Origin of the sequence: Azoarcus sp. TTM-91 (assembly GCF_012911025.1) — a bacterium.
Taxonomy (GTDB): Bacteria; Pseudomonadota; Gammaproteobacteria; order Burkholderiales; family Rhodocyclaceae; genus Azoarcus.
On record NZ_WUEI01000004.1, the window covers coordinates 15,633 to 29,082 of the forward strand.

Here is a 13,450-nt window from a genome sequence, read left to right on the forward strand (position 1 = left end):
CCCGCGAGCCCGCGGCGGAGTTCAGCCGAGGTAGCGCGCGAGGCGCTTCAGCACGCGTTCGCGGCCCAGCACTTCTAGCACGGCGTCGATGGAAGGCGTCTGCGGCACGCTGAGCACCGCCACCCGCAGCGGAATCGCCACCTGCGGCATCCTCAAGCCATGCTCCGCCATGGTGTCCTTGATCGCCTGGTTGAGCGCGGCCTTCTCCCAATCGACCACAGCCAAGCGGCCATGCAGACTCTTCAGCGCAGCGACGGCAGCCGTCGTCAGGTGCTGGGCCAGCACTTCCGGCGCCGGGTGCAGTTCGACGCAGAACAACTCGGCCGCGTCGGCAAGTTCGTTCAGGTTGGTGGCGCGATCCTTGTACAGGGCGATCACACGCTCCAACGTCGGCCCCGCCTCAGGGTCGACGCCACGCCGGGCCAGACGGCTGGCGATCTGCGCAGCCAGATAGCCGTCATCCGCCTTCTTGATGTACTGGGCATTCAGCCAATTGAGCTTCTCGGTGTTGAACTGGGCCGCCGACGGCGTGATGTGATCGAGGTCGAACCATTCGACGAACTGCTCGCGGCTGAAAACCTCATCGTCGCCGTGGCTCCAGCCCAGCCGCGCGAGGTAGTTGATGACCGCGTCCGGCAGATAGCCTTCCTCGTCGTATTGCATGACGCTGACCGCGCCGTGGCGCTTGGAGAGCTTGGTGCCGTCGTCGCCGAGGATCATGGACAGGTGCGCGTATTGCGGCACCGTTGCACCGAGCGCCTTCAGCACATTGATCTGGCGCGGGGTGTTGTTGACATGGTCATCGCCGCGGATCACCTGGGTGATCCCCATGTCCCAGTCATCGACCACCACGCAGAAGTTGTAGGTCGGCGTGCCATCGCCGCGGGCGATGATGAAGTCGTCCAGCTCGGCGTTGGCGATCTCGATCCGGCCCTTGACCAAATCGTCCCAAGCCACGCTGCCATCCATCGGGTTGCGGAAGCGCACGACAGGCACCACACCCGTCGGCGGCATCGGCAGGGTCTTGCCCGCCTCAGGCCGCCAGCGGCCGTCGTAGCGCGGCTTCTCTCCCCGGGCACGCTGTTCTTCGCGGATCTGCTCCAGTTCCTCGGCCGAGGTGTAGCAGTAATACGCAGTCCCCGCTGCCAGCATCTGCTGGATCACTTCCTTGTAGCGGTCCATGCGCTGCATCTGGTAGAACGGCCCCTCGTCATGCTCCAGCCCCAGCCACTGCATGCCATCCAGAATGGCCTGCACCGCCTCCGGCGTGGAGCGCGCCACGTCGGTATCCTCGATGCGCAGCACGAACTGCCCACCATGACGACGGGCATAGGCCCAGGAGAACAACGCGGTTCTGGCGCCACCGATATGGAGAAAACCGGTCGGGCTGGGAGCAAAGCGGGTACGAACAGTAAGGCTGGAAGACATTTGGAAGGCGAAGCAAACGGTAAAGGCGCAATTCTAGACGATGGTCCCCACATCACGCCGCCGAAAAGCAAAAGCCCCGAAACGAAGCATCGTTTCAGGGCTTTCATATTCGTGGTGGGCGGTACTGGGATCGAACCAGTGACCCCTGCCGTGTGAAGGCAGTGCTCTACCGCTGAGCTAACCGCCCGATCAGCGCGCTTGGAACACGCAGCTTTTCAGGTCTTTCGCCGAGGCCCAGTGTGGTGGGCGGTACTGGGATCGAACCAGTGACCCCTGCCGTGTGAAGGCAGTGCTCTACCGCTGAGCTAACCGCCCCTCGCGAAAGAGGCCGGATTGTAGGAGTTGCACGCGTACTGCGTCAAGCAGCATCTACAACTCTGGAATGAAAAAGCCGATCAAACGGATCGGCTTTTTGAATTCTTGGTGGGTGCTGACGGGATCGAACCGCCGACATCCAGCTTGTAAGGCTAGCGCTCTACCAACTGAGCTAAGCACCCGCGCTGGAAACGATTACCTTATCGGCAACCGCTTCAAGCAAGCCCGTTAGTTTACTGCATCTTTGAGGCCTTTGCCAGCGCGGAACTTCGGAACTTTGGCTGCCTTGATCTTGATGCTCTTCCCGGTGCGAGGATTGCGCCCGGTACGCGCTGCTCTGTCCCCGACATAAAAAGTGCCGAATCCGACCAAGGTCACGCTATCCTTCTTCTTCAATGCCTGCTTGACTGCCGCTACGGTTGCATCCAACGCCTTGCCCGCAGAAGCCTTTGAGATTTCGGCCTGCTTGGCGATGACTTCGATCAGTTCGGATTTGTTCACGTAAACCCCCTTCTCGATGGAATTGCGACGGGACTATCTCTGCCAAACCCAGGAATGGCGCGGGATTCCAGACCATTCCAAATGCGTTGCAAGCTGCAAGGGCTTTATAGCGTGCGAAATTCGAGCATGTCAAGAAAACGCCGCACCCATGTAATACAAGGGTGCGGCGTCGTCACAACAACAATCGGAAGAGAATCAAACTCAGTGCGCGCGGATATTCTGCGCCGAAGCAGCATCCTCTGAAGAAGGCACCGCGCCTTCCACCTCGACCTTCTCCGGCAACGGCTCAGGCTTACGCTCCAAGGCCAGTTCGAGAACACGGTCGATCCACTTTACCGGGACGATCTCCAACGCATTCTTGATATTGTCCGGAATGTCCACGAGATCCTTTACATTCTCCTCGGGAATCAGGGCCGTCCGAATTCCACCTCGCACTGCTGCCAGCAACTTTTCCTTCAGTCCGCCGATCGGGAGAACCTCGCCCCTCAGGGTGATTTCCCCTGTCATCGCGACATCACAACGCACAGGGATACCGGTCAGCACGGATACCAGCGCGGTCGAAATCGCAATACCGGCAGATGGTCCGTCCTTGGGAATTGCACCTTCCGGCAAGTGGATATGGATATCGCTCTTCTGATAGAAATCCTCATCAATTCCCAGTGAGCGCGAACGCTTGCGGACTACGGACAAGGCAGCCTGGATGGACTCCTGCATGACCTCGCCGAGCTTGCCGGTGGTCATCACCTTGCCCTTACCCGGCAGCGCGACCGCCTCCACGGTCAGGAGCTCGCCGCCGACCTCGGTCCAAGCGAGACCTGTCACCTGCCCGACCTGGTTCTCCTTTTCCGCAATACCGAAGCTGTATTTGCGAACGCCCAGATACTTATCCAGGTTCTTTGCATTGATGACGATCTTGCTGGAGCGCTTCTTCAGCACCAACGACTTCACCACCTTGCGGCACATCTTCGAGATTTCACGCTCGAGGCTACGCACGCCCGCTTCACGGGTGTAGTAACGGCAAACATCCCGCAGCGCTTCCTCGGTCACGGACAACTCATCCCGCTTCAACCCGTTGTTCTTCATCTGCTTCGGCAACAGGTAGCGCTGGGAGATATTGACTTTCTCATCCTCGGTGTAGCCCGAGAGGCGAATGACCTCCATCCGGTCCAACAAGGCGGGCGGAATGTTCAGCGTATTCGCGGTCGCCACGAACATCACGTCGGAGAGGTCAAAATCGACCTCCACGTAATGATCCTGAAAGGTATGGTTCTGCTCCGGGTCAAGCACCTCCAGCAGAGCAGAGGAAGGATCGCCGCGGAAGTCCATGCCCAACTTGTCCACTTCATCCAGCAGGAACAACGGGTTCTTCACCGCAACCTTGCTCATGTTCTGCAGGATCTTGCCCGGCATGGAGCCAATGTAAGTCCGGCGGTGACCACGGATCTCGGCCTCGTCGCGCACGCCACCCAGCGCCATTCGTACGAACTTGCGGTTTGTCGCCTTGGCAATCGACTGTCCGAGCGAGGTCTTGCCTACGCCCGGAGGGCCGACGAGGCAAAGAATGGGAGCCTTGACCTTGTCCACCCGCTGCTGCACGGCCAAGTATTCAAGGATGCGTTCCTTGACCCGCTCCAGCCCGTAGTGATCCTTGTCCAGCACCTTTTCGGCTTCAGCCAGATCCTTGCTGACGCGGGACTTCTTCTTCCAGGGCAGGCCAATCAGGGTCTCGATGTAATTGCGAACCACCGTCGCCTCGGCCGACATCGGGGACATCAACCGCAGCTTCTTGAACTCCGCCTGCGCCTTGGCCATCGCATCCTTGGGCATGCCCGAGGACTTGATCTTCTTGTCCATCTCCTCGAGATCGGCACCTTCTTCACCTTCCCCGAGTTCCTTCTGGATCGCCTTGACCTGTTCGTTGAGGTAATACTCGCGCTGGCTCTTCTCCATCTGGCGCTTTACACGGCCCCGAATGCGCTTCTCGACCTGGAGGATGTCCAACTCGGTCTCAAGTTGCGAGAGCAGCTTCTCCAAACGCTCGCCGGTATCGAACATTTCCAGCACTTCCTGCTTCTGCTCCAGCTTGAGCGGCAGGTGAGCTGCAATGGTGTCGGCCAAGCGCCCCGGCTCCTCGATACCCGCGAGGGAGGTCAGGATCTCGGGCGGGATCTTCTTGTTGAGCTTAACGTATTGATCAAACTGAGCAATGATCGCCCGGCGCATCGCCTCGACTTCATTGTTATCGATCTCGGGCACCGGAACTGGCGTCACCTTGGCAACGAAGAGGTTGCGCAGATCCTCGACCGAATCGATGCGCGCACGCTGAACGCCTTCAACAAGCACCTTGATGGTGCCGTCCGGCAGCTTCAGCATCTGCAGAATATTGGCAACGCAGCCGATGGAATAGAGATCCTCGACCGAGGGCTCATCCTTGGCCGCCGACTTCTGGGCGACGAGCAGGATGCTCTTGCCCGCTTCCATCGCATTTTCCAGCGCCTTGATGGACTTGGGGCGGCCCACGAAAAGCGGAATGACCATGTGAGGAAACACTACTACATCACGCAGCGGTAGCAGCGGCAGTTCCATCTGGTCGTTGGGGAGTTCAGGATGGCCCGACATTTTCATTTTCCTTGCGAGAAAGGTCACACCCATATGCGGGCGTGACCTGGAAATTCAAGCGGCGGGTTAAAGACAGTTCAGTTGGAGCCAGAAACCTTCTGCTGTTCAGCGTAGATAAGCAGCGGCTTGGCGGCGTCCTCGATCGTGCCCTCGTCCACCACGACCTTCTCCACCGACTCCAGTGTGGGCAGGTCATACATCACATCAAGCAATGCAGCTTCGAGGATGGAGCGCAGGCCACGCGCGCCCGTCTTGCGGCGAATCGCCTTGCGCGCGACGGCATGCAACGCGCCTGGCCGGATCTCGAGTTCCACGCCCTCCATCGAGAACAACTTCTGGTACTGCTTAACCAGCGCATTCTTGGGCTCGATGAGGATCTTGATCAACGCATCTTCGTCGAGTTCCTGCAAGGTGGCCACCACCGGCAGACGACCGACGAACTCGGGGATGAGGCCGAACTTGATAAGGTCTTCCGGCTCGACGTTGCGGAAGGTCTCGGAGAGGTTCTTGGCCTCCCGGCTCTTCACCTCGGCCCCGAAACCGATGCCCGCCTTCTCGGTCCGGTTGCGGATGACCTTGTCTAGGCCATCGAAAGCACCGCCGCAGATGAACAGCACGTTGGTAGTATCGACCTGGATGAAATCCTGGTTGGGATGCTTGCGACCACCTTGCGGGGGGATGGACGCCACCGTGCCCTCGATCAGCTTCAGCAGCGCCTGCTGAACCCCCTCGCCCGACACGTCACGGGTGATGGAAGGGTTGTCCGACTTACGGGAAATCTTGTCGATCTCATCAATGTAAACAATGCCCTGCTGAGCCTTATCGACGTCGTAATCGCACTTCTGCAGCAGCTTCTGGATGATGTTCTCGACATCCTCGCCGACATAACCTGCTTCGGTGAGCGTAGTGGCGTCAGCCATCACGAAGGGGACGTTGAGGAGACGAGCCAAGGTCTGTGCCAGCAGCGTCTTGCCCGAACCGGTCGGGCCGATCAGCAGGATGTTGCTCTTGGACAGCTCGACTTCGTCCTGCCGGCCCGTCAGATGGCGCAGACGCTTGTAGTGGTTGTACACCGCCACCGCCAGGCTGCGCTTGGCTTGCGGCTGACCGATCACATACTGATCGAGGATCTCGCAGATCTCATGCGGCGTGGGCAGCTTGCCCTTGACGCCCTCAGTCTCGACGTCGCCTGCAATCTCATCACGGATGATGTCGTTGCAGAGCTCGATGCATTCGTCGCAGATGAAGACGGACGGACCCGCGATGAGCTTGCGCACTTCATGCTGGCTCTTGCCGCAAAACGAGCAGTAAAGCAGCTTTTCGCCACCCGTCTTCTTTTCCGTCATGGTCTGATTCTCCTCAGGTATCTGCCCGGCTGGTCAGCACTTTGTCGACGAGGCCGTACTCGACGGCAGCTGCGGCAGACATGAAATTATCACGGTCGGTATCTTTCTCGATCCGCTCGATGGGTTGGCCGGTGTGGGACGCCAGCATCTCGTTAAGGCGGGCACGCAGATGCAGGATCTCGCGAGCGTGGATCTCGATGTCGGACGCCTGACCCTGGAAGCCACCCAGAGGCTGATGGATCATCACGCGCGAGTTCGGCAGGCAGAAACGCTTGCCCTTCTCGCCCGCCGCCAGCAGGAAAGCGCCCATGCTGGCCGCCTGGCCGATGCACAGCGTGCTGACGTGGGGCTTGATGAACTGCATGGTGTCGTAGATCGCCATGCCGGCCGTCACCGAGCCGCCCGGGGAATTGATGTAGAAGTGGATGTCCTTGTCGGGGTTCTCCGACTCCAGGAACAGCAGCTGGGCAACGATGAGGTTGGCGGTGACGTCGTTCACCGGGCCGACGAGGAACACCACTCGCTCCTTGAGAAGGCGGGAGTAGATGTCGTACGACCGTTCGCCGCGACCGCTCTGTTCTACCACCATCGGAATCAGGCCAAGGCCGACCGGATCCCAGGTGCTGTGCTGTGGTGTTCCGTTGTTCATCGTCAGTTCTTCCGCGGCTTACGCCGCATTGCCCATCAGTTCATCGAAAGCGACCGGCTTGTCGGTAGCCTTGGCCTTGTCGACCACCCAGCCCACGACATTGTCCTCGATCACCACTGCTTCAGCCTGCGCCAGCCTTTCGGGCTGAGCGTAATACCAGCGTACCAGCTCCGAGGGATCCTCGTAGCTTTGCGCCATCTCTTCCACCAGGGCGCGGATCTGCTCCGGCTTGGCGTGCAATTCCTGGTCCTTGACCAACTCGGCCATGATCAGACCGAGCTTCACACGACGCACCGCCTGCTCGGCAAACCACGCGGGCTCGACCGGAATGTCCTGCGACTTCATGCCGCGCATTTCCAGATCCCGCCGGGCGTTGTCCGCCAGTTGCCGCGATTCCGCCTCGACCAGCGCCTTCGGCACTTCGATAGGGGTGACCGCCAGCAGCGCGTCCATCACCTGCTCTTTCACCTTGGCCTGGATGCGGCGCTTCACTTCCCTCTCCAGGTTGCCCTTCACTTCTTCGCGCAGCTTGGCGACGTCACCGTCTGCCACGCCCAGCGCCTTGGCGAAATCCGCATCGACTTCCGGCAGCACCGGTGCCTCCACCGCCTTCACCGTCACTTCGAACTGCACCGTCTGACCCGCCAGATGCTTGGCGTGGTAGTCCTCCGGGAAGGTCATGTCGAAAGTCTTGCTCTCGCCCGCCTTCAGACCGGTCACCGCGGCTTCGAAATCCTTCAGCATCGAGCCGGCGCCGATAACGAAGGGAAAGTCACTCGCCTGCCCCCCGTCGAAGAGTTCGCCATCCTTGCGGCCGGCGAAATCGATCACGACACGGTCACCTTCCGCTGCAGCACGCTCAGCAATCTGGAACGTGGTGCGCTGCTTGCGCAGCACATCGATGGTCTTGTCCACTTCGGCATCGCCGACGCTCAGGACCGGCCGCTCGATCTGCTGCTCGGACAGATCACCCGGCACGACCTCCGGATAGACCTCGAACACCGCGCTGAATTCCAGCGCATCGCTACCCGCGACATCCTTCGGCTCGATACGCGGGTAACCAGCCACACGCAAATTCTGTTCCCGAACGGTTTCGCCGAACACCTTCTCCACCGCAGCGCCAATCGCCTCGGAGCGGGCCTGAGCACCATAGGTCTGGGCGACGATCTTCATCGGCACCTTGCCCGGCCGGAAACCCGGCATCTTCACGGTGCGAGCCATCCGCTTCAGGCGCGATTCCACTTCCTTGTCGATTTCCGCCATGGGAACGGACATGTCGATGCGGCGCTCCAGTGCGCTCGGGATTTCCTGGTTGGTCTGCATTAAATCGATCCTGAGTGGTCAAAAATACCGCCCGAACGCCCACCAGCCCGGCTTACTTCCTATTAAATCCGGGGCTTGCGTGCGACTCGGGCTTGTTTCAAGCAAACTGCAATTCTAGCACAGGGGGCGGGTCTTCCTTCCAGCGGCCATCCGGCCGGAAAATGCGCGCGGGCCGGTGAAAAAATGCGCACTTGGGCGTGGAACTCGCTCTATCGCGTGGCCCTCTGAAGGGTGAGAATGCAAGGCACGGCGTTCCTTGCAGGCCGGCAGGCCAGCAGCGCCGACGCTTCGACGAACCTGCGCCGGGCACCTGGAGCCCGCTAGTTTAGGAGACGTCCCCATGAGCATCTTCAACGCCTACCAAGCCCGCTTCGAAGCCGCCCGTGAAGAGGAGATGTCGATCCAGGAATACCTGGAGCTGTGCAAGGCCGACCGCTCCGCGTACGCCACGGCAGCCGAACGGATGCTCATGGCGATCGGCGAGCCGGAACTTGTCGATACCCGCCTGGACCCTCGCCTCTCCCGCATTTTTTCCAACAAGGTCCTCAAGCTCTACCCCGCCTTCCGCGATTTCTACGGCATGGAGGAAGTGATAGAGCACATCGTGTCGTACTTCCGACACGCCGCTCAGGGGCTGGAGGAAAAGAAACAGATCCTGTACCTGCTCGGCCCAGTGGGGGGCGGCAAGTCCTCGCTGGCCGAGAAGCTGAAGACCCTGATCGAGAAGGTTCCCTTCTATGCGATCAAGGGCTCGCCGGTGCATGAATCGCCGCTGGGCCTCTTCGACGTCACCGAGGACGGTCACATCCTGGAGGACGACTACGGCATTCACCGCCGCTACCTGAACACCATCATGAGTCCGTGGGCGGTCAAGCGCCTGCACGAATTCGGCGGCGACATCACCAAGTTCCGGGTGGTGAAGCTGACCCCATCGGTGCTGCGCCAGATTGCGGTGGCCAAGACCGAGCCGGGTGACGAAAACAACCAGGACATTTCCTCGCTCGTCGGCAAGATCGACATCCGCAAGCTGGAGGAATACTCCCAGGACGACCCGGACGCCTACAGCTATTCCGGCGGCCTCTGCCTGGCCAACCGCGGCTTGCTCGAGTTCGTTGAAATGTTCAAGGCGCCGATCAAGGTGCTGCACCCCTTGCTGACGGCCACCCAGGAAGGTAACTACAAGGGCACGGAAGGCTTCGGCGCGATTCCCTTCGACGGCATCATCATGGCCCACTCGAACGAGTCGGAATGGGTGTCGTTCAAGAACAACAAGAACAACGAGGCTTTCCTCGACCGCATCTACACGGTGAAGGTGCCCTACTGCCTGCGGCTGTCGGACGAGATCCGCATCTACGAGAAGCTGCTCACCCACAGTTCCCTGTCGGAGGCGCCCTGCGCACCCGACACCCTGAAGATGATGTCCCAGTTCGCGGTGCTGTCTCGGCTCAAGGAGCCCGAGAATTCCAGCATCTACTCCAAGATGCGGGTCTATGACGGCGAGAACCTGAAGGACACCGACCCCAAGGCCAAGAGTTTCCAGGAGTATCGAGACTATGCCGGCGTCGACGAAGGCATGACCGGTCTGTCCACCCGTTTCGCCTTCAAGGTGCTGTCCAAGGTCTTCAACTTCGACCACCGCGAGGTCGCCGCCAACCCGGTGCACCTGATGTATGTGCTGGAACAGCAGATCGAGCAGGAGCAGTACCCGCCGGAAGTCGAAGCCCGCTACCTTGGCTTCATCAAGGAGTATCTGGCGCCGCGCTACGCCGAGTTCATCGGCAAGGAAATCCAGACCGCCTACCTCGAGAGCTATTCCGAGTATGGCCAGAACATCTTCGACCGCTATGTGATCTATGCGGACTTCTGGATCCAGGACCAGGAATTCCGCGACCCGAATACCGGCGAAATCCTTGACCGTTCCGCACTCAACGACGAACTGGAAAAGATCGAGAAGCCGGCCGGCATCAGCAACCCGAAGGATTTCCGCAACGAGGTGGTCAACTTCGTACTGCGCGCGCGCGCCAAGAACGAGGGCCGCAACCCGAGCTGGACCTCCTACGAGAAGCTGCGGGCGGTGATCGAGAAGAAGATGTTCTCCAACACCGAGGACCTCCTCCCGGTCATCAGCTTCAACGCCAAGGCCAGCGCCGATGAGCAGAAGAAGCACCAAGATTTCGTCAACCGCATGATCGAGAAGGGCTACACGGAGAAGCAGGTGCGGCTGCTGTGCGAGTGGTACCTGCGGGTGCGCAAGTCTTCTTGACGCAGTACGGCGTTCCGCGCCCCGGGAGGACGGAACGCCGCCTTACGGCATTGCTGCAGCGCCTGTGACGGCGCTGCCGTGTCCGGACATAGCCGCACACGCGGAACTGCGCCGCAGTCCGGTCACCCCCAGGCAACACCTTCCCCACGCATCGTGGGCTGCCACCGGAGGAAGACAAGGTGCGCATCATCGATCGGCGCTTCGACAGCAAGAACAAGAGTGCGGTTAATCGCCAGCGCTTCATGCGGCGCTTCAAGCAGCAGATCCGTCGCGCGGTTTCGGACGCGATCCAGGGGCGCTCCATCCGCGACCTCAACAATGGTGAGAAGATCTCCATTCCCACCCGCGACCTCTCCGAACCGCATTTCCAGCATGGCCGTGGCGGCGAGTGGGAGCAGGTCTTCCCCGGCAACGACCAGTTCTCCGGTGGCGACCTCATCAACCGTCCCATGGGGGGTGGCGCCGGCGGCTCGGGCGGCGGCAAGGCCAGCAACGAGGGCGAAGGGGAGGATGATTTCGTCTTCCAGCTCTCGCGCGAGGAATTCCTCGACGTCTTCTTCGACGATCTTGCCCTGCCCAATCTCGTCCGCACCCAGCTCGCACGTATTACCGACTACAAGACACAGCGCGCCGGCTTCACCTCGGACGGCGTGCCCGCCAACATCAACATCGTGCGCTCGATGCGCGGCGCACTCGGCCGCCGGCTGGCGGTCGGCTCGCCCTACAACTCACGGCTGCGCGAGCTGCACAAGGAACTCGAAGCCCTGCTGAAGGAGCAGGGCGAAGATAGCGACGAGGTACGCGCCCTGCGGGAAGAGATGGGCAAGCTGCGCGCCAAGATCGAGCGCATCCCCTTCATCGACAGCTTCGACCTGCGCTACAACAACCGGATAAAGGTGCCACGCCCCACCACCCAGGCAGTGATGTTCTGCGTTATGGACGTTTCCGGCTCCATGGACGAGGAGAAAAAGGCCACCGCCAAACGCTTCTTCATGCTGCTCTACCTCTTCCTCAACCGCAGCTACGAGCACATCGAGGTCGTCTTCATCCGTCACCACACGGTGGCAAAAGAGGTGGACGAAGATGAGTTCTTCCACTCGCGGGAATCCGGCGGCACGGTAGTGTCCAGTGCGCTCAACCTGATGCGCGACGTCATCCACCAGCGCTACACCGGTGGCGAATGGAACATCTACGGTGCCCAGGCCTCGGACGGCGACAACTGGGACAACGACTCGCCCATCTGCCGCGAGGTGCTGAGCGAAGCCATCCTGCCGTGGTGCCAGTACTTCGCCTACATCGAGATCACGCCCGGGGAACCACAGAACCTCTGGCGCGAATACGAAAAACTGCAGGGCGCGCACACCAACTTCGCCTTGCAGCGGATCGAGGAACCGGCCGACATCTATCCGGTGTTCAGAGAACTCTTCAAGAAGAATCTGGCATGAAGCGGACAGAAAAGAAAAAGCCCCTGCCCGGCGGCTCGGAATGGTCCTTCGAGAGCATAGAGCGGTATCACACCGAGATCGCCCGCGTCGCCGCGCAATACGGCCTGGACACCTATCCGGTGCAGATCGAGGTCATCACCGCCGAGCAGATGATGGACGCCTACGCCTCGGTCGGCATGCCGGTGAACTACCACCACTGGTCCTTCGGCAAGCAGTTCCTGGCGACCGAAAAGGGCTACCGCCGTGGACAGATGGGGCTGGCCTACGAAATCGTCATCAACTCCAACCCCTGTATCGCCTACCTGATGGAGGAAAACACCCTGCCGATGCAGGGCCTGGTGATTGCCCATGCGGCCTACGGCCACAACAGTTTCTTCAAGGGCAACTACATGTTCCGCACCTGGACCAATGCGGACGCCATCATCGACTACCTCATCTTCGCCCGGAACTACATCGCCCACTGCGAACAACGCTACGGCGAGGAGGAGGTGGAACTGCTGCTCGACTCCTGCCACGCGTTGATGAATCTGGGCGTGGACCGCTACAAGCGTCCGCCCAAGCTGTCGCTGGCCAAGGAGAAGCTGCGCCAGCAGGAACGCGAGGAGTACCTGCAGACGCAGGTGAACGACCTGTGGCGCACGCTGCCCGCCCACGACACCCACAGCAGCGCCGCGGTGGAACGCCGCTTCCCCGACGAGCCCGAGGAAAACCTGCTCTACTTCATCGAGAAGAACGCGCCGCTGCTGGAGCCCTGGCAGCGCGAGATCGTCCGCATCGTGCGCAAGATCGCCCAGTATTTCTTCCCGCAGCGGCAGACGCAGGTCATGAACGAGGGCTGGGCCACCTACTGGCACTACACCCTGCTCAATACCCTGTACGACGAGGGCCTGCTGGCGGACAGCTTCATGCTGGAGTTCCTGCAGTCGCATACCAACGTCGTCTATCAGCCGCCCTACAACACCCGCTGGTACAACGGCATCAACCCCTACGCGCTGGGCTTCGCCATGTGGCAGGACATACGCCGCATCTGCGAGTCGCCCACAGAGGAAGACCGTCGCTGGTTCCCGGAAGTCGCCGGCAGCGACTGGCGCGAGACCTTCGACTTCGCGATGAAGAACTTCAAGGACGAGAGCTTCGTCGCCCAGTACCTCTCGCCCAAGGTGATGCGCGACTTCCGCATGTTCGCGGTGCTGGACGACGACCGCGAGGACAAGCTCAAGGTCTCCGCCATCCATGACGATTCCGGCTTCCGCAGGGTGCGCGAGGTGCTGTCGGAGCACTACAACCTCGGCAGCCGCGAGCCCAACATCCAGGTGTGGAACGTGGATCTGCGCGGCGACCGCTCCCTCACCCTGCGCCTGCAGGAGTATCGCCGCCGGCCGCTGGGCGACAGCACCGAGGAAGTGATGAAGCACATCGCCCGGCTGTGGGGCTTCACCGTTCGGCTGGAAGCGGTCGACGAAGACGGCGACGTCGATCTCATCCACGAGACCCGGCTGGAGAAGCGCCGCAACGGCGAGCGCTGAAGGCACCGGCCACGGGCGGCGCCCGGGCCGCCCGA

9 protein-coding genes and 3 tRNA genes are annotated in these 13,450 nt (G+C 60.8%); 3 read left to right on the forward strand and 9 right to left on the reverse strand.

Annotated elements, in window-relative coordinates:
* Positions 1-21: 21 nt before the first annotated feature.
* The 9 genes from gltX to tig form a co-directional block, all read right to left on the reverse strand.
* Positions 22-1,428, reverse strand: a complete 1,407-nt coding sequence (gene gltX / locus GRF61_RS02085; RefSeq protein WP_169149081.1) for a glutamate--tRNA ligase — start codon at positions 1,426-1,428, stop codon at positions 22-24.
* Positions 1,429-1,540: 112 nt separating this feature from the next.
* Positions 1,541-1,615, reverse strand: a tRNA-Val gene (locus GRF61_RS02090).
* Between the two features lie 53 nt (positions 1,616-1,668).
* Positions 1,669-1,743 (reverse strand) — tRNA-Val (locus tag GRF61_RS02095).
* Between the two features lie 106 nt (positions 1,744-1,849).
* Positions 1,850-1,925, reverse strand: a tRNA-Val gene (locus GRF61_RS02100).
* A 46-nt stretch (positions 1,926-1,971) separates the two neighbouring features.
* The gene (locus tag GRF61_RS02105; protein WP_133587709.1) at positions 1,972-2,244 is read right to left on the reverse strand and encodes an HU family DNA-binding protein; all 273 of its coding nucleotides are present in this window, start codon (positions 2,242-2,244) and stop codon (positions 1,972-1,974) included.
* 201 nt (positions 2,245-2,445) lie between these two features.
* A complete protein-coding gene (lon, locus tag GRF61_RS02110; protein WP_169149082.1) occupies positions 2,446-4,863 on the reverse strand; it encodes an endopeptidase La in 2,418 nt (805 codons plus the stop codon).
* A gap of 77 nt (positions 4,864-4,940) precedes the next feature.
* Complete coding sequence (clpX, locus tag GRF61_RS02115; RefSeq protein WP_133587711.1) at positions 4,941-6,209, reverse strand: ATP-dependent Clp protease ATP-binding subunit ClpX; 1,269 nt, start codon at positions 6,207-6,209, stop codon at positions 4,941-4,943.
* Positions 6,210-6,222: 13 nt separating this feature from the next.
* Positions 6,223-6,858 (reverse strand): ATP-dependent Clp endopeptidase proteolytic subunit ClpP, encoded by a 636-nt coding sequence (gene clpP, locus GRF61_RS02120; RefSeq protein ID WP_169149083.1) that lies wholly within the window; start codon positions 6,856-6,858, stop codon positions 6,223-6,225.
* An 18-nt stretch (positions 6,859-6,876) separates the two neighbouring features.
* On the reverse strand, positions 6,877-8,181 hold the full coding sequence (gene tig / locus GRF61_RS02125; RefSeq protein ID WP_169149084.1) for a trigger factor: 1,305 nt from the start codon (positions 8,179-8,181) through the stop codon (positions 6,877-6,879).
* Positions 8,182-8,521: 340 nt separating this feature from the next.
* Between tig and GRF61_RS02130 the strand changes: the two genes are divergently transcribed.
* From GRF61_RS02130 to GRF61_RS02140, 3 genes are all read left to right on the forward strand, one after another.
* Entirely contained in the window at positions 8,522-10,444 is a 1,923-nt protein-coding gene (locus tag GRF61_RS02130) for a PrkA family serine protein kinase (RefSeq protein WP_169149085.1), read from the forward strand.
* Between the two features lie 179 nt (positions 10,445-10,623).
* A complete protein-coding gene (locus GRF61_RS02135; RefSeq protein ID WP_169149086.1) occupies positions 10,624-11,889 on the forward strand; it encodes a YeaH/YhbH family protein in 1,266 nt (421 codons plus the stop codon).
* Complete coding sequence (locus GRF61_RS02140) at positions 11,886-13,415, forward strand: SpoVR family protein (RefSeq protein WP_169149087.1); 1,530 nt, start codon at positions 11,886-11,888, stop codon at positions 13,413-13,415. Before GRF61_RS02135 ends, GRF61_RS02140 begins: the two co-directional genes overlap by 4 nt.
* Positions 13,416-13,450 lie beyond the last annotated feature (35 nt).

Bases quoted from the DNA above. Each gene is read 5' to 3' on its own strand.
- GRF61_RS02130 (WP_169149085.1), top strand. From the start codon at position 8,522: ATGAGCATCTTCAACGCCTACCAAGCCCGCTTCGAAGCCGCCCGTGAA.
- lon (WP_169149082.1), bottom strand. From the start codon at position 4,863: ATGTCGGGCCATCCTGAACTCCCCAACGACCAGATGGAACTGCCGCTG.
- gltX (WP_169149081.1), bottom strand. From the start codon at position 1,428: ATGTCTTCCAGCCTTACTGTTCGTACCCGCTTTGCTCCCAGCCCGACC.
- GRF61_RS02140 (WP_169149087.1), top strand. From the start codon at position 11,886: ATGAAGCGGACAGAAAAGAAAAAGCCCCTGCCCGGCGGCTCGGAATGG.
- clpP (WP_169149083.1), bottom strand. From the start codon at position 6,858: ATGAACAACGGAACACCACAGCACAGCACCTGGGATCCGGTCGGCCTT.
- clpX (WP_133587711.1), bottom strand. From the start codon at position 6,209: ATGACGGAAAAGAAGACGGGTGGCGAAAAGCTGCTTTACTGCTCGTTT.
- tig (WP_169149084.1), bottom strand. From the start codon at position 8,181: ATGCAGACCAACCAGGAAATCCCGAGCGCACTGGAGCGCCGCATCGAC.